The organism is Amycolatopsis sp. NPDC043885 (genome assembly GCF_056435685.1).
On record NZ_JBWKEA010000025.1, the window covers coordinates 99717 to 115803 of the forward strand.

Sequence of the window (16087 nt, forward strand, 5' to 3'; positions counted from 1 at the left end):
GGAGAAGGGGGTTTGGCCAGCGCTGGGGGAGTGGGGTGGGCCCGGGGGTTCCGGGGGGGGGGGGGGGGGTTGGGGGGAAACCCAAACCCCCCCCCCACGACCCCCGGCACCCGTCACTTGCAGAACGCGGCGTCCACAGTGGCCATGACCGCCTTGGAACCCTTCTCTCCGTCGCCGAAGGTGCCCGGCATCGCGGTAACGGCGAGCCCGACGATCCGGCCGTCTTCCGTGGCCCCACCACGGGTTTCGAAGCCGTGGATGTCCCCGCCGTGTCCCCAGTACACGCCACCGCAGCTGAGCGGATTGCTCATCAGGCCGAGGCCGTATTTCGTACCGGGGAACAAGGGCGCGTCGACCGTTTTCCGCATTTCGGCCAGCTGCGCGGCGGGCAGCAGCCTGCCTTCGAGCAACACCTTGAAGAACTGGCCGAGGTCACTGGGGGTCGAGATCAGCTGCCCGGCGGCGCCGCCCCAGGACGGGTCCAGTTCGGTCGCGTCGATCACCTTGCCGGTGGCGGCGTTGCCGATGGCGTAACCCTGCGGATGCCGTCCCTGGATGGTCTGGTCGCCGACCTGCGGCCAGTACGTGTGCTTCAGGCCCGCCTTCTTGATCACGCGTTCGGTGATCTGCTCCTGGATCGGACGTCCGGTCACCTTCTCGATCAGCATGCCCACCAGCAGATAGCCGGTGTTGCTGTACTCCCATTTGGTGCCTGGCGCGAACTTCGCCGGGTGGCTCAAGGCCGCGGCGAGCAGTTCGTGGTTCGGGACGTACCGGTGCTGCACCTGCTCGAAGTTCTCGAGCCCGAGGTATTCGGTGTAGTTCGGCAGCCCGCTGGTGTGCTGCAGCAGATGCCGGACCGTGATCCTGGTGGCGTCGATGCCCTCGCCACGCACGATCCCGGGAAGGTATTTCTCGATCGGCGCGTCCAGTTCCACCTTGCCCTCGGCCACCAGTTGCAGGACCGCGACCGCCGTGAACGTCTTGGTGTTGCTGCCCGCCCGGACCGTGCCGTCCCGGGGAACCGGGACCTGGCGATCGATCCGCGAGGACCCCGCGACCAGCGACGCCGCACGCCTTCCGTCCGCCGCATAGGCGAGCGCGGCCGGGAACTTCTCTTGACGCACCAAGGCATCGAGGCCCTTCTGCAGCTCCGTCCCCTTGGCAGGCGCCGCGTCCGCCGCCGTGGTCAACGCGGCGCCCCTCAGCCCCGCCGCCGTCAGGACCACGACACCCTTGCGTACTGTCATTCGCACTCCTTGCTCGAACGGATCGACACCTACGACTCTGGCCGGATCGGGCGCGAAGATCAGGAGTGCTGACCGCCGAATCCCGGGTAGCGCTGGCGCTACCCCCGCCGAAAATTTTCGGACGAGAATTCGTCCCACCATTGTCCGCGCGGGATGCGGCTGGCTAAGGTCAGTTCGGTAAGTGGACTAGACCACCCGAGGCCGGGAGGCGACGATGCCCCTCGACGAACAGCAGACCTGGGCACTGCTGCGCGAACTGGACCAACCCGGCCACTGGGAGGTGCCGCACGACTTCGACGGACCGGCCGAACGGGCTCGCTTCGAGCGACTGGCCGAACATCTCTCTCGCCGATTCGGCTGCACCTGCGAAGTCGACCGCCACGTCCAGGACGCCAGCCACCTCGGCAGGATCGTGCTCCCGGCGAGCGCGATCTCCGCACGCGACCAGGTGACCGTCACGGTCAGCAATTTCGGCGGCCTCGTCGCGGTGACGCTGGGGAATCCGGGCAGCTACGACGAAGACGAGGAACGGGAGTTCTTCCCGACACCGGTCCGAAGACAGATCGAAGACGAGCTGGAAGCGCTCGGCTACCTGCCCGTCTCCGAACACCCGTTGTGGACCAAGTACACCGGGATCAGCGGATTCGACACCCTCTATCCCCCGGACCGGCCGCCGTCGTGGTGGGACCGGTTTTTCGACTACCTCTAGGCGTTGCTCGGCGCGAGCGCCCCGGCGAGTTCCGCCGCGTTCGGCACACTCACGAGCACCTCGTCGAACGGGAGCCCGGCGACCCCGCGATCGATTTCGATCCGCAGCCCCGGCACACCTCCGCGAGCCGACACCAGCTGACGGATCCCCGTGCCCAGACCCCAGTAGCCCACTTTCAGCACTCCGCTGATCAGCGCGCCGGCCCGCCCCCCGCGCGTCCGCCGCAAGGGCGCGTCGACCTGCTCGACGACCTTGATCGCCGCCAGCGGCACGACCACTTCGTCGCGCCACACGGCCAGCCGCTCCCAGGCCGAGAACCGCACCCGTACACCGCCCTCGGTGATGTCCATCGTCGCCATCGTGACCGCCTTCCCTCCATAGCCATCTGATGTAGTTGTTATAGTAAGTGTATAGCAGATATCCTTGCGGGGTGTTGCTGACTCTCGACCTCGACAGCGAGGTTCCGATCTACCAGCAGATCCGCGACCGGATCGTCGAAGCCGTCGCCGACGGCGTGCTGACCGAGGGCAGCGCCCTGCCCTCCACCCGGCAGCTCGGTGCCGATCTCGGGATCAACTTCCACACCGTCAACAAGGCCTATGACCTGCTGCGGACGCAGGGCTTCATCCGGATCAACCGCAAGACCGGCGCGGTCGTCCGGCGTGACGCGTCCTCGGGTCCGGCGGAGGACGGCTACGCGGACGAATGGCAGGACCGTCTGCGCACCTTGCTCGCCGAAGCCGTCGCTCTGGGCCTGGGCCCGCGCGAGGTGACCAGCCGGTGCGAGTCCGTGCTCGACTCCTTCGCCGTGAGCGCCCGGCGATGACCGGACCGCTCTGGCTGAACCTTTCCCTGATCGCGTTCACCGCGGCCACCTTCGCCTCGGCACCCGCGCTGGCGCGGCCGACTCTTCCCTTCGGCGTCCGGGTCCCGGCCCAGCGCACCGGAGAGGCCGTCATCCTCCTCGCGCGCCGTCGCTACAACCGGGGAATCGCGGTAGGTGCGGTTGTCGCCTGCGCCCTCGTCTTCATCGACGGGCTCGCACCCGAGATAGTCCTGGTCGGTCTCGTCGCGGCCTGTTCGCTGCTCGGCGGCCTGGCCAGTCGTTCGATCGCCGCCGCGAAACGCGAGGAGGGCTGGTATGCCGGGACACGGCAGGCGGTCATCGCCGACACCTCGCTGCGCTCGGATCCGGTACGTCCACAGTGGATCCTGCTGGCGCCGGCGGTGCTGCTGACCGTCGTCACGGCGGCCATCGGCCTGTCCAAGGGCACGACGAACTTCTCGACGGTCCTCACGCAAATCCTGGTTCTCGCGCTGATCCCGCTCCTGTCCATCGCGATCTCTCGGGCCAGACCCGAGATCGACGCCGCACAGCCGTCGGCGTCGGCTTCGCGATACAGGGAGTACCTGCACGGGGTGCTCAGCCTGCTGCTGATCTCCGCGGGCTGCGTCAACGCGACCATGCTCGTCGTTTCGCTCCAGCAGTGGGAGTTCGTCGAGACGACGGTGCCGACGACGATCGTGGGCTACCTGCCCCTCGTCGCCGCCTTCATCGCGTGGATCGTCTTCTCCGTCCGGGCAGGCGACGCCGGGCACCGGTTGTCTCCCACCGGCGACGAACCGGAGACCCGGTACGAACAACGCGACGACGACCGCTATTGGCACGCCGCCGGGATGGTCTACCTGAACCGGAACGACCCCGCGCTCTTGGTGCACCGGCGGGTCGGGACCTACTGGACGCTCAATCTCGGGCATCCGATCGCGTGGGTCGTCCTCGCCGCGGTCGCCGTGACGGGGGTGCTGGCCGGATTCGGTGTCGTGACCCTCCCGGCGAAGGGCGGCTGACGATACCCTGGCCGTGGGCGAGGAACCGTGGCCGTGGTGCCGGACTTCGTGGGAAAGCAGGCGCTCGACGCCTGGCTGTCCGGGCACGACGCGGGCCTGTCGCTGCAAGGCCCCGATCCGGACACCGCGGTGACGACCCAGCCGGCGACCCGTGCCGGACCTTCTCGAAGACCAGGCCGAGGGCTGATCACCGGGTGTGATCGGCGGTGCCCGGGCCGCTCGTTACCCTGAGGGGATGACGTCGCAGAAAACCCCTCAAACGATGAAGCCCGCGACAGCGGCGAAGAAGCTGGGTGTGTACCTCGAGGCAACCCCGGCGGAGTTCCAGGAGGGTGTCGTCTCCCGCGACGAACTGAACGCGCTGCAGGCCGAGCCACCCGAGTGGCTGCGGGAACTGCGCCGCAACGGACCGCATCCGCGTCCGGTCATCGCGGCGAAGCTGGGCGTCTCCATCAGCGGCCTGGCGCGCGGCGGGATCACAGGCGCCCTCACCACCGAGCAGATCGAAGCGGTCAAGAACGAGAACCCCGATTGGCTGAAGCGGGAGCGCGAGACGCAGGCCGAGGTCCGCAAGGAGGAGGCGCGCCTCAAGGCCGCCCGCAGCGAAAGCTGACCGCCGACGGGCTTGCCGCGCCGGAAACGTTGCGAAAGCCACTTTCGCAACCTCGGCCCGCAGGCGCTAACCGCGACGACGGGGCTTGCCGCGCTTCCCGCCCTGAGGAGTGCGGCGATTCCCGGTCTGCGGCTTCCGGACGGCGGCTTGGGGGCGCTTGCTCTTCGCCGGGGTCTTTCTCTCCGGCGCCTGCTTTTCCGGGGACTGCTGCCGCCCGCGCGTGCTGTTGACCGTGCGACCGCGCACGATCCCGATGAACTGCTCCATCAGGTCGGAGGTCTCTTCGTCCGGCCAGGACAACGCGACGCCGGACTCCGGCGTACCGGAGATCGGACGGTAGGTCAGGTCACGCCGGTGGTGCAGCCGCGCGAGCGACTGCGGGACGACCAGGAGCCCGACACCGGCGGCGACCAGTTCGATGGCGTCCGCCGTGGTGGCGGGTCGCTCCAGCGCGGGTTTCCCCGGCGGCGCGGCCCAGTCCAGCGTGTCGTCGAGCGGGTGCAGCACGATTTCGTCGGCGATGTCGTCGACGGAGACCTCGTCCGCGGCGGCGACCAGGTGGTCTTTGGGGACGACCACGACGGTCGTCTCGGTGTAGAGCGGGATCGCGTGCAGCCCCTCGCGATCGATCGGGAGCCTCAGCAGGACGGCGTCCACCTCGCGCTCCCGGACCAGCGCGGCGGCCTCGGCCGCGGTCGTCTGGACGAGTTCGAGCGGCACGTCGGGCGACCGCTCGTTCCAGATCCGGACCCACTTCGAGGGCGTCACGCCGGGGACGTACGCGAGCTTGAAGGAGGTTGGGTTATCCGGGCCGGTCATGGGGCAAGGTTACCGGGAGTGGTCATCGCCCTCGTGAGTGGCAAGGACGGTTAGAGCCAAGGGTGTCTTAGGTACCTACTGGATGTGGTGGCAGTTGGTCGCTGGTCCGTGAAGGCCTCCTTGCCTACCCTGAAGGTAGGGAAGGAGGCCTTCACGGACTACGTGATCGCCATCCGCGGCCTCAGCAACACCACCAGCTCCAGCAGTCTCAGTGGCGGCGCGGGAAGGCCCCCTTCATGTACTGCAGGAGCGAGCAAGGGCGGCGGTGGCAGGGTGGGGCACGTCTCGTGAGAGTGGCAAGGACGGTTAGAACCGTCCTTGCCACTCACGAGCCGGCTACGGAGCCCAAGCCGCGGAGACCGCCCAGGTCACGTCCTGGTCGTACGAGACCGGGTTGTCGAACGGGTGGCCACCGCCGCCGGCGGCGACATAGACCTCCTCGGCGTAGTGCCGCATGTTCGTGCTCAGCTCGTTCACCGACGCCAGCCGGACTCCACCGGCCGCGGGCTGGGCGCAGAACGTCGCGTCCTTCCGGAACAGGTCGGTGTTGTCGTTGCCACCCAGCCGCACCCGGAAGTCCGCGTGCCGCAGGAACTGGCCCGGATAGTTGCGTGCCTCCAGCGAATAACACGACGGGTCCGCGAGACCGCGCCGCACGACGAACGTCGCGTCCGCCTTCAGCAACGCCGCACTCGACGCGTTCACCACGTCCGTCCTCGCGAGGCCGTCACGGTGCCGCAGGAAGCGGTCGGTGAAGCCGGGAGTCGTCACCTTGAACGACCGCGCCTGGTCCAGCGGCAGATCCGCGCCGCTGCGCCAAAGCGGGACCGACGCCGCCCACGTCGTGTCCGCCGCGAAGCTCGACGGCGTGTCCCACGGGTTCGGCCCGCCGCTGCGCGCCAGATAGACGGTCTCGGCGTAGTGCCGGATGTACGCGCCACGCTGGCTGAAGGACTCCAGAGCCGTTCCGCCGGCGCCTTCCCTCGCGCAGAAGGTCGCGTCCCCGGCGAACAGCGCCGAGCCGTCGTTCGGGTCCTTGCGGATCCGCGACGACGCGTGCCGCAGGAAGTGCCCGGGGTGGTTCCGCGACTCGAACGACAGGCACGACGCGTCGGCCAGCCCCTGCCGGGCCCAGAACGTCGCGTCCTTCTTGGCGAGGTCCGCGCTGCCCTCGCCCAGCACATCAGTCCTCACGAAGTCGTCCTGGTGCCGCAGATAGCGATCCGTGTATCCGGCCGTCGTGACCCGCAGGGACACCGGCTCGCCCCGGCCCACCTCGGTGCCCTTGGCGATGGCGAGCACCTTCTGGTTGATCTCGCGCACCCGCGCCTCGGTCATCTTCAGCACGCGGCGGTCGTAGGTGTAGAAGCCGTTGACCTCGTTCTCGACATCGTACGGCTCGGTGTAGACCGACGCGGAAAGCCCGCGGCCGTGGACGAACCGACCGACCTGCTTGGTGATCTCCACGTACCGGTTCGTCAGCGACGTCTCGTCCGGATACAGCGCGCCGTACGCGAAACCCTTGCCCGGTTCCCATTCGTGCCCGCTGACGCGTCGCCCGAGCCCGCCGTATTCACCCAGCACGGCGATCCGGCGCGCGTCGGGTTGCCTCGTACCGGTGGAGACCTGATACGCGTGATCGTCGATCACGTCGCCGTTGCCCGGATCCGGATCGGACACACAGCAGTTCGAGCCGGAGTTGTGGTTGATCAGCCGAGTGTCGTCGATCGAGCGGACCAGATCGACGATCCGGCCGGCGTCGTACTCGCCCCAGCCTTCGTTGAACGGCACCCACTGCAAGATCGAGGTGATGCTCTTGTGCTGCTCGATCATCCGCCGCAGTTCGGACTCGAAGTTCGCGTGCCCGTTCGGGACCTCGTCGATCGAGTCGAGCGACGGCATGTCCTGCCAGACCATCAGCCCGAGCCGGTCGGCGTGGTAGAACCACCGCGCGGGTTCGACCTTGATGTGCTTTCGGACCATGTTGAAGCCCAGTGCCTTCTGGCGTTCGAGATCGAACCGCAGCGCCTCGTCGGTCGGCGCGGTGTAGATGCCGTCCGGCCAGTATCCCTGGTCCAGCGTGCCCAGCTGGAAGACGAACTTCCCGTTGAGCAGCGGCCGCATCACGCCGCCGACCATCGCCTTGCCCAGCGACCGCATGCCGAAGTACCCGGTGACGACGTCGCCTCCCGGCAGCCGGACGCGCAGGTCGTAGAGGAACGGGTCGTCCGGCGACCACAGCCGCGCGTTCGGCACCGGAATCCGCAGGCGGGTACCGACGGTACCGGTGGCGGTGCCGACCACTTGACCACCCGAAAGGACTTCGGCGGTCGCTTGCTGCCCCGCGGTCCCTTGGACGACGAGGTCGAGCGCGCCGCCGGGAACATCGGGAGTGGTGTCAAGCCGCGTGATGTGCTCGGCACGCACCGGCTCCAGCCAGACCGTCTGCCAGATCCCCGACGCCGCCGTGTAGAAGATGCCGCTGGGCGCTTTGCGCTGCTTTCCCACCGGGTACCGGCTCCCGTCGACAGGAGACGCGACGCCGACGACGATCTCGTTCTCCCCCGCCTTGAGCGCAGGGGTGATGTCGAACGAGAAGGCGTCGAAACCACCGGTGTGGCTCCCGACCGGCGTCCCGTTGACCCAGACCCTGGTCTCCCAGGTGACGGCACCGAAGTTGAGCTTCACCCGGCGACCGTCCCAAGTGGACGGAACGGTGAACGTCCGGCGGTAGAACATGTTGTCCTCATGCCGTTTGATGCCCGAAAGCATCGATTCGATCGGGTAAGGCACGAGGACGTTCTCGCTCAACGGCCTGCCGATAGGCGGCGAATTCAGGTTCGGTGCGCCGGTGAAACCCCAGGTTCCGTTGAGATTGAGCCATTCCGAGCGCACCAGTTGCGGGCGCGGGTACTCGGGCAGCGCGTTCGACGGCGAGACCTGGCCGGTCCACGGGGTGGGGAGCGGGACGGGAGCGGCTTGGGCGACGGGGACGAGTGTCGTCGCGGCGGCCAGCAGACCGGCCACGACGCTCAGGGCGCGCGCGGTTCTTCGGTGCATGCGATCTCCCTATCTCCGGGCGGTCGTACGGGCCAATGACCGTTGCAGCACAACGACCACCAAGAGGAACGCACCGCTGACCACCGACTGGTAGTTGCTGTCGAGAGTTCCTATCTGGTTGATGACGTTCTGGATGACCGTTCGGATGCCCACCCCGATGACCGTTCCGAGAATCGTGCCCATCCCGCCGGTCAGCAGGGTGCCGCCGATGACGACGACGGAGATGGCGTCCAGTTCGAGGCCGACCCCGATCACCGTGACACCGGATTGCAGGTAAGCCGCGGTGAGCGCGCCCGCGAGCCCGGACAGGACGCCGCTCATCACGTAGACGGTGACCTTGGTGCGCGCCACCGGCAGTCCCATCAGTTTCGCGGACTGCTCCGAACCGCCGGTCGCGAACACCGACTGACCGAACCGGGTCCGCCGCAACAACAGCCCACCGACCAGGCAGAGCGCCGCCGCGATGAACACCGGATAGCCGAACCCGAACAGCGTGCCACGCCCGAGTTCGACGAACGCCTCGCCTTCCGGGATCTTGTACGTCGTCGCGCCCTCGCTGGTGATCGCGAGCAGCAGCCCGCGGGCGAACAGCAGGGACGCCAGCGTGACGATGAACGGTGCCATCCCGGTCTTCGCGACGAGCAACCCGTTGATCAGGCCGATCAGCCCGCACACCGCCAGCGGTAGCAGCAGCGCGACGAGGAATCCCCATTGCGACCCGTAGGCGGCGAGGACCCCGCCGAGCGCGTAGACGGATCCCACGGACAGGTCGATCCCGCCGGTGATGATCACGAAGGTCATCCCGAGCGCGATGATGGCGAGGAACGAGCTCTGCAACGCGATGTCGCGCAGGTTGTCCAGGCTGCCGAAGCGCGGGAACAGCAGCCACGCGACGGCGACCATGAGCACCAGCGCGATCGCCGCGCCCTGTTTCTGCAGCACTCCGGTCATCAGCTCGCGCCGCGCGGAGTCCTGGGCGGCCATCGTGGGCGCCGCGGTCATCGGCTGCTCCGTTCCCGTGCGACGTACACCGCGCCGACGATGATCGCGGCCTGGATCATCTGCGCGGTCGAATCCGGCAGGTTGTGCTTGATGAGCGTGGCGCGGACGAGCTGCATGAGCAGGACACCCATCACCGTGCCGAGGATGCGGACCCGGCCGCCGGTCAGCGGGGTCCCGCCGACCACGACCGCGGTGATCGCGGACAGTTCCATCAGCAGGCCGGCGTCCGCGGGGTCGCCCGCGCCGAGCCGGGCGGTGGACAACACCCCGGCCAGCGCCGCGAGCAGCCCGCAGATCGCGTAGACGCCGATGAGGACGCGAGTGACCGGCAACCCGGCGAGCACGCTGGCCCGCCGGTTGCCGCCGATCGCGACCAGCCGCCTGCCGAACGCCGTCTTCCCGACCAGCGCCGCCATCAGCACGGCCAGCACGGCCGCGATGAGCACGCTCACCGGGATCCCGAGCACCTCGCCGGTGCCGAGCGCGAGGAAGCCCGGATCGTGCAGCTGGATCAACTGGCCGTCGGCGAGCACCAGCGCCAGCCCGCGCCCGCCAACGAGCAACGCCAGCGTCGCCACGATGGGTTGAATCCCGACTCTGGCCACGAGGACGCCGTTGAACGCACCCGCCGCCAGCCCCGCGGCGAGCGCGATGGCGACCGCGGGCAGCGTTCCGTAGCCGAGGTACAGCGGGACGAGCGCGGCCGACAGCGCCATCACCGCGCCCACCGACAGGTCGATGCCCTCGGTGCCGATCACCAGCGCCATCCCGAGCGCGACCACCAGCACCGGCGCGGCCTGGATGAGCTGGGTGCGGAAGTTCCCGACGGTCAGGAAGTTCGCCGTGAACGCGATGTTGAACAGGACGAGCGCGACGACGGCGACGTACACGCCGTACTCCTGCAGCCACCGCGCCGCCCGGGTCCGGTCCACCGTTTTCGCCGTGTCCGTCATGGTGGGCCCCGGTTCCTCCGTTCTCCGCTGAGTGCTAGTGGTTGCCATCGGATGTCCTTCGGGGGTATTCGGCGGATCCAGGTTTCCGCTGGGCGTGCGGCCGCGAGGGCCTCGTACCGGGTTGTACTCGGGCTTCGCGGCCGTGCGTCCAGCGGGAAGCTGGGCCGTCGAGACCCCCGGAGGACATCCGATGGTGACCACTAGTCATCCGCGCCGCCCGAGGCGATCGCGGCCAGCACGTGGTCCTGAGTCAGCTCGTCCCCCGCCAGTTCCCCGACCACCGCGCCGTCCTTGAGCACGATCAGCCGGTCGGCGCCGTCGAGTAGTTCGTCCATCTCCGACGAGATCAGCAGGACGGCGAGCCCATCTTTCGCGAGTTCGTCGATGAGCGCCTGTACCTCCGCCTTCGCTCCGACGTCGATCCCCCGGGTCGGCTCGTCGAGCAGCAGCACCTTCGGTTCGGTGCAGAGCCAGCGGGCGAGCAGCACCTTCTGCTGATTGCCGCCGGAGAGCTCCGCGACCTTCTGATCCGGGCTGGAAACCTTGATCCGCAGGCGTTTCACGAACGTGTCGACGATTCGGTCCTGCCGGGCGCGGCTGACCAGGCCGAAACGGGACAGCTTCGGCAACGCGGCGAGCACGATGTTCTCCCGTACCGAGAGATGCGGGATGATGCCCTCGGTCTTGCGGTCTTCGGCGAGCATGCTGACCCCCGCGCGCATCGCGGCGGCCACATTCCCTTGCGGGACTTGCTTTCCCTCGACGAGGACGGTGCCACCGGACAGCGGCAGATCGCCGACGATCGCCCGCGCGGTCTCGGTCCGGCCGGAGCCGAGCAGCCCCGCGAGGCCGACGATCTCGCCGGGTCTGATCTCCACCGATACCCCGGTCAGGCGGTTGCCGCTGGTGAGGTTCTCCGCGCGCAGCACCGGTTCCCGGCCGGCCTCGTGGTCACCCTCGAAGGCCGTCGCGCCATGCGAACGGATGTCGCCGACACTGCGGCCGAGCATCATCGACACCAGTTCCAGCCGCGGCAGGTCGGCGAGCGGGCCGGTGTGGACCCGCTTGCCGTCCCGCAGCACCGTCACCCGTTCGCAGATCCGGTACAGCTCGTCCATGCGGTGGCTGACGTACACGATCGCGATCCCGCGTTCGTGCAGCCTGCCGATGACCTCGAACAGCGTCTCGACCTCACGCGGCTCCAAAGACGACGTCGGCTCGTCCATGATCACGACGTCGGCGTCGATCGACACCGCGCGGGCCAGCGCCACCATCTGCTGCGCGCCGACACCGAGTGTCCCGAGTGGACGGCGGACGTCGGCGTCGATGCCGTAGTCCTTCAGCAGCGCCGCCGCGTCGGCGTTCATCCGCGCCCAGTCCACCAGCCCGAACCGCTTGCTCGGCTCGCGGCCGAGGTACACGTTGCTCGCCACGCTCATCAGCGGGATGAGGTTGACCTCCTGGTAGATCGTGGAGATCGCGCCCCGCGCGTGGATCGTGCCGGAATCCGGCTTGTGCACGCCGGTGAGCACCTTGATCAGCGTCGACTTCCCGGCGCCGTTCTCGCCCACCAGCGCGTGCACCTCGCCCGGCCGCAGCGCGAACGACACGTCGTCGAGCGCGCGCACCCCGGCGAACGTCTTCGTCACGCCTTCGACCTCGAGAACCGGTTCCATCGTCAGTACGCGTTCCCGAGCTTCTGGGCCGCGTTCGCCGAGTCGTACTGGTCGTCGGAGATCACCACGGTCGGCGGGATCTCCTTGCCGGCGGCGAAGTCCTGCAGCGTGGAGAAGGCGAGCGGGCCGAAGCGCGGGTTGGACTCGATCACCGCGTTGTAGCTGCCGTCGGCGATGAGCTGGACGGCGTTGCGGGTGCCGTCGATCGAGACGATCTTGACGTCCTTGCCCGGCGTCTTGCCCGCGGCCTTGAGCGCGGTCACCGCGCCGATGCCCATCTCGTCGTTCTCGGCGTAGACGGCGGTGATCTCCGGGTTGCTCTGGATGAGCTGCTCCATGACCGCCTGGCCCTTGGACCGGTCGAACTCACCGGTCTGCTCGGCGACGATCTGGATACCCGTGGTCGCGGCGATCTCGTCCTTGAAACCCTTGGTGCGGTCGGTGGTCACGTTGTTGCCGGACGCCCCGAGCAGGATCGCGACCTTGCCGGTGCCGCCCGTGGCCTTCACCATCTCCTGCGCGGCGCGCTTGCCCTGCTCGACGAAGTTGGAGCCGATGAAGGTCAGGTAATCGGTGCACGGCTGGGAGGTCACCTTGCGGTCGATCGTGACGACCGGGACCTTCTTGGCCTTCGCCGCGTCGAGGGCGGGCTGGAGGCCGTCGGAGTTCAGCGGGGCGACGATGAGCAGCTGCGCGCCCCGGTCCAGCAACGACTTGATGTCGCTGACCTGCTTGTTGAGATCGCTCTGCGCGTTGGTGATCAGGAGTTTGTCCGCCGGGACACCGAGTTTCGTCGCTTCGTCCTTGATGGACTGCGTCTCGGCGATGCGGAACGGGTTCGCCTCCTTCTCCGACTGGGAGAAGCCGATGACCGCGTTCTTCACGTCCACCTGCGGGTAACCGGTCTTCTCGCGGGCGCATCCCGGCCCCGCGGCCTGGTTCGGCGCCGCCGAAGCGGCCGGTCCTGCCCCCGACGGGGCGGATTGCTGGGTCTCGCGGCTGGTGCAGGCCGTCAGCGCGAGCGCGAGGCCGGTCACCAGGAGCAGGGTGCGGCGGATGGGCAGGGACATCGATCGCTCCTCGGGGAAGTCGAGCACACGGATCTGCGGTGACCCATGTCACTCATAGGGACGATGCCAGATTTACATCGTTGGTACAACGTTGTAAATCCGCCGTTCGCGCGGCTAGGCTGTGCCGGAGCACTGCAGAGGGGAGCGAGGGTGGCCACGCTCAAGGACGTCGCCAAGCTTGCGGGCGTCTCGGTCAAGACCGTGTCGAACGTGGTCAACGGCTACGACTTCGTCAAGCCGGAGAACCGCAAGCGCGTCGAGGAGGCACTGGCGTCGACCGGATACCGGCCCAACCTGGGCGCCCGCAACCTCCGCCGCGGCCGCACCGGGTTCCTCGGGCTGATGCTGCCCGAACTGAGCATCCCGTACTTCGGCGAGCTGGCGGGCCTGGTGCTGCAGGCGGCGCAGGAACACGAGTGGAACGTCCTGATCGAACAGACCCTCGGCACCAGGGAGCGGGAGCGCAACGCGCTGTCCGCGCTCGGCCCCCACCTGATCGACGGCGCGATCATCAGCCCGGAAGCCTTGCACACCAACGATTTCGAGGATCTGGCGCCGGGCGTGCCACTGGTGATGCTCGGTGAGCACGTCGTCGACGTCCCGATCGACCACGTCGGTATCGACAACGTCCAGGCCGCCAGGATCGCGGTGCGGCACCTGATCTCGCTCGGTCGCCGCCGGATCGCCGCGATCGGCGCGCATCCGCAGCGCCACACGGCCGCGCAACGGCTGGAGGGTTATCACTCCGCGCTCGAAGAAGCGGGGCTCGTGCCCATTCCCGAACTGGTCCTGCCCGCCCTGCGCTACCACCGCTCCAACGGTGCCGAAGCGATGGCGCACCTCCTCGCGCTGCCGGAACCGCCCGACGCGGTCTTCTGCTTCAACGACCTTCTCGCCATCGGCGCCCTGCGCGCCGCGGCCGAACGCGGCGTCCAGGTGCCGTCGGACATGGCGATCGTCGGCTTCGACAACAACGAGGAGAGCGCGTACAGCCTGCCGTCGCTGACGACGATCGCGCCGGACAAGGCGGCGATCGCGCGAGCCGCCGTCGACCTGCTGCGACGGCGTATCGCGGGCGGGAGCGACCTCGAACCGGAAGACGTCCAAACGCCGTTCTCGCTGGAGATCCGGAACAGCACCATCGCCTGACTCCCGCGTTTCGTCCTCTGAATGCGGTACTTGCGCGTGCAACCACCGCATTCAGAGGACGAAACGCGGGAGTCGTGGCATTGTGTGTCCGTGAACCGGGCTCTGGCCGCACTGACCCTCGTCGCGTACGTGACGTTGCCGCTCGGCTCGGCCAAATACGAGACGCTCGTGCTGCCGACGCTCCTCGCCGGGCTGGTCTACGCGGCGATCGCGATCGCCGGCTTCCCCTGGGTGCAGAAACGCGGGCGCCCGTGGGCGATCGCGTACGTCTGCGTTCAGTTACCGCTCGGCTTCACCCTGTTCTCTCTGTCGGGCGCCGCCATCGGGGCCGTCCTGCTTCTCGTGGTCCTCGTCTGTCACACAGTGTTGCTGCTACCGCTACCGGCCGCTTTCGGGGTCGCGGCGGTGATCCCGTTGATCCACCTGCCGATGGCACCGCTGGACGGGCTCCGCGAGGGGCTCGGGACGCTGGCGGTCATGGTCTTCGCCGCCGTGGTGACCGAATTGGTCGTCCGGGAGAAGCGGGCGCGGGAGGAGCTGGCCGACGCGCACGAACGTCTTCGCGACCAGGCCGCGCAGGCCGAACAGCTCGCCACGATCCAGGAACGCAACCGCCTCGCGCGCGACATTCACGACGGGCTCGGTCACCACCTCACCGTCGTCCAGATGATGTTGCAGGCCGCCCGCGCGGTGATCGGCACCGGCGACACGGAACGGGCCGACGGGATGCTCGCCAAGGCACAGGACCAGTCGCACGAGGCGCTGGCAGAGGTCCGCCGGTCGGTGTCGGCGTTGCGGGAGCCGCGTTCCGAACCGCTCGCGGACGCGGTGCGGGCGCTGACGGAGGAGACTTCCGCGGCGGGCGTGCCGACCGGGTTCGAGGTCAAGGGCACCGCGCGGGACACCCGGGCCGACGTGGAGGAGTCTCTGTTCCGGGCGGCACAGGAGGGACTGACCAACGTGCGCAAGCACGCGCGGGCCACCGCCGCGACCGTGGTGCTCGACTACGCCGTCACCGATCGAATCCGGCTCGAGGTCCGCGACGACGGTCTCGGGTTCACCGGGGATCCCCTGCCGGACAAGGGTTTCGGTCTCGTGGGACTACGCGAGCGGGTCGCCGGGCTGGGCGGCAGTGTCTCGGTCGACTCCGAAGAAGGGCACGGCTCGACGCTCACCGTGGAGGTGCCGGGATGAGCGTCCGGGTGCTGATCGTCGACGACCAGGCGTTGTTCCGAGAGGCGTTGGCGACCCTGCTGGAAGTCCAGCCGGAGATCGACGTCGTCGGCGAGGCCGCGAACGGTGAGGAAGCCGTCCGGCGCTGCGCCGAACTCCGTCCCGACGTCGCGCTGATGGACCTGCGGATGCCGGTGCTGGACGGCATCGCGGCCACCGCACGGCTTCGGGCCGAGCAACCGGACGTGCGTGTCCTGGCTTTGACGACGTTCGACGACGACGAGGACGTGTTCGCAGCGTTGCGCGCGGGGGCCGTCGGCTATCTGCTCAAGGACGTCTCGTCGACGCGGCTGGTCGAAGCGCTGGTCGCGGCCCAGCGGGGCGAATCGGTGCTGCAGCCGTCGGTCGCGGCGAAACTCGTCGCCAGGGTGGCACGGCTGCCCGCCGAGGCACCCCGGCCGTTGGCGACCCCGCTCTCGGAGCGTGAACTCGAGGTCGTCCGGCTCCTGGCCGGCGGCCGCAGCAACCGCGAGATCGCCAAGACGCTGTTCCTCGCCGAGGGCACGGTGAAGAATCTCGTGACGAGCGTCCTGTCCAAGCTCCAGGTGCGGGATCGCACCCAGGCCGCCCTGCGCGCGAAGGAACTCGGCCTGTTTTGAGCGGCGGGTCGTGGGGGGGGGGTTTGGGTTGGGACCCCACCCCCCCCCCCCACCCCCCCCCACCCCCCCCCCCCCACCTCCCCTTTCCCCCCCAACACACGAAAGG

At 68.6% G+C, this 16087-nt stretch carries 16 protein-coding genes; 8 read left to right on the top strand and 8 right to left on the bottom strand.

Features of this window, described 5'->3' with window-relative positions; translation table 11 throughout:
- Positions 1 to 113: 113 nt before the first annotated feature.
- Positions 114 to 1250, bottom strand: coding sequence for a serine hydrolase domain-containing protein (locus AC069I_RS41135; RefSeq protein ID WP_478267780.1), 1137 nt, complete (start codon positions 1248 to 1250; stop codon positions 114 to 116).
- Positions 1251 to 1464: 214 nt separating this feature from the next.
- Here AC069I_RS41135 and AC069I_RS41140 point away from each other — a divergent pair, with 214 nt between their 5' ends.
- Positions 1465 to 1959: a hypothetical protein gene (locus tag AC069I_RS41140; protein WP_478230791.1), complete on the top strand. Its 495-nt coding sequence runs from the start codon at positions 1465 to 1467 to the stop codon at positions 1957 to 1959.
- Here the strand turns inward: AC069I_RS41140 and AC069I_RS41145 are convergent.
- Complete coding sequence (locus AC069I_RS41145; RefSeq protein WP_478230790.1) at positions 1956 to 2318, bottom strand: hypothetical protein; 363 nt, start codon at positions 2316 to 2318, stop codon at positions 1956 to 1958. The two genes, AC069I_RS41140 and AC069I_RS41145, sit on opposite strands and share 4 nt — an antisense overlap.
- 71 nt (positions 2319 to 2389) lie before the next feature.
- On the opposite strand from AC069I_RS41145, the gene AC069I_RS41150 reads away from it, so the two are divergent.
- Genes AC069I_RS41150 through AC069I_RS41165 form a run of 4 tightly spaced genes read left to right on the top strand, consistent with a single transcriptional unit; the run spans position 2390 to position 4420 of the window.
- The gene (locus AC069I_RS41150; protein ID WP_478267781.1) at positions 2390 to 2785 is read left to right on the top strand and encodes a GntR family transcriptional regulator; all 396 of its coding nucleotides are present in this window, start codon (positions 2390 to 2392) and stop codon (positions 2783 to 2785) included.
- Entirely contained in the window at positions 2782 to 3807 is a 1026-nt protein-coding gene (locus AC069I_RS41155; protein WP_478232923.1) for a DUF1648 domain-containing protein, read from the top strand. Before AC069I_RS41150 ends, AC069I_RS41155 begins: the two co-directional genes overlap by 4 nt.
- Positions 3808 to 3843: 36 nt before the next feature.
- On the top strand, positions 3844 to 4038 hold the full coding sequence (locus AC069I_RS41160) for a hypothetical protein (protein ID WP_478267782.1): 195 nt from the start codon (positions 3844 to 3846) through the stop codon (positions 4036 to 4038).
- A gap of 31 nt (positions 4039 to 4069) precedes the next feature.
- A complete protein-coding gene (locus AC069I_RS41165) occupies positions 4070 to 4420 on the top strand; it encodes a DUF5997 family protein (RefSeq protein WP_340688658.1) in 351 nt (116 codons plus the stop codon).
- Between the two features lie 66 nt (positions 4421 to 4486).
- On the opposite strand, the gene AC069I_RS41170 is transcribed toward AC069I_RS41165, so the two are convergent.
- The 6 genes from AC069I_RS41170 to AC069I_RS41195 all read right to left on the bottom strand — a co-directional run bounded on the left by AC069I_RS41170 (position 4487) and on the right by AC069I_RS41195 (position 13000).
- Positions 4487 to 5239: a LysR family substrate-binding domain-containing protein gene (locus tag AC069I_RS41170; protein WP_478267783.1), complete on the bottom strand. Its 753-nt coding sequence runs from the start codon at positions 5237 to 5239 to the stop codon at positions 4487 to 4489.
- 336 nt (positions 5240 to 5575) lie between these two features.
- On the bottom strand, positions 5576 to 8299 hold the full coding sequence (locus AC069I_RS41175; protein ID WP_478267784.1) for an AbfB domain-containing protein: 2724 nt from the start codon (positions 8297 to 8299) through the stop codon (positions 5576 to 5578).
- A gap of 9 nt (positions 8300 to 8308) precedes the next feature.
- Positions 8309 to 9301, bottom strand: coding sequence for an ABC transporter permease (locus AC069I_RS41180; protein ID WP_478230785.1), 993 nt, complete (start codon positions 9299 to 9301; stop codon positions 8309 to 8311).
- Entirely contained in the window at positions 9298 to 10254 is a 957-nt protein-coding gene (locus tag AC069I_RS41185) for an ABC transporter permease (RefSeq protein WP_478230784.1), read from the bottom strand. The genes AC069I_RS41180 and AC069I_RS41185 overlap by 4 nt, the downstream gene beginning before the upstream one ends.
- 200 nt (positions 10255 to 10454) lie before the next feature.
- Positions 10455 to 11930: a sugar ABC transporter ATP-binding protein gene (locus AC069I_RS41190; protein ID WP_478230783.1), complete on the bottom strand. Its 1476-nt coding sequence runs from the start codon at positions 11928 to 11930 to the stop codon at positions 10455 to 10457.
- Between the two features lie 2 nt (positions 11931 to 11932).
- Positions 11933 to 13000, bottom strand: coding sequence for an ABC transporter substrate-binding protein (locus AC069I_RS41195; RefSeq protein WP_478230782.1), 1068 nt, complete (start codon positions 12998 to 13000; stop codon positions 11933 to 11935).
- Positions 13001 to 13150: 150 nt separating this feature from the next.
- On the opposite strand from AC069I_RS41195, the gene AC069I_RS41200 reads away from it, so the two are divergent.
- The 3 genes from AC069I_RS41200 (at position 13151) to AC069I_RS41210 (ending at position 15981) form a co-directional block, all read left to right on the top strand.
- The gene (locus AC069I_RS41200; RefSeq protein ID WP_478230781.1) at positions 13151 to 14149 is read left to right on the top strand and encodes a LacI family DNA-binding transcriptional regulator; all 999 of its coding nucleotides are present in this window, start codon (positions 13151 to 13153) and stop codon (positions 14147 to 14149) included.
- Positions 14150 to 14239: 90 nt separating this feature from the next.
- Positions 14240 to 15343, top strand: coding sequence for a sensor histidine kinase (locus AC069I_RS41205; protein ID WP_478267785.1), 1104 nt, complete (start codon positions 14240 to 14242; stop codon positions 15341 to 15343).
- Complete coding sequence (locus tag AC069I_RS41210; protein ID WP_478230779.1) at positions 15340 to 15981, top strand: response regulator; 642 nt, start codon at positions 15340 to 15342, stop codon at positions 15979 to 15981. Before AC069I_RS41205 ends, AC069I_RS41210 begins: the two co-directional genes overlap by 4 nt.
- The last annotated feature ends 106 nt before the right edge of the window (positions 15982 to 16087 follow it).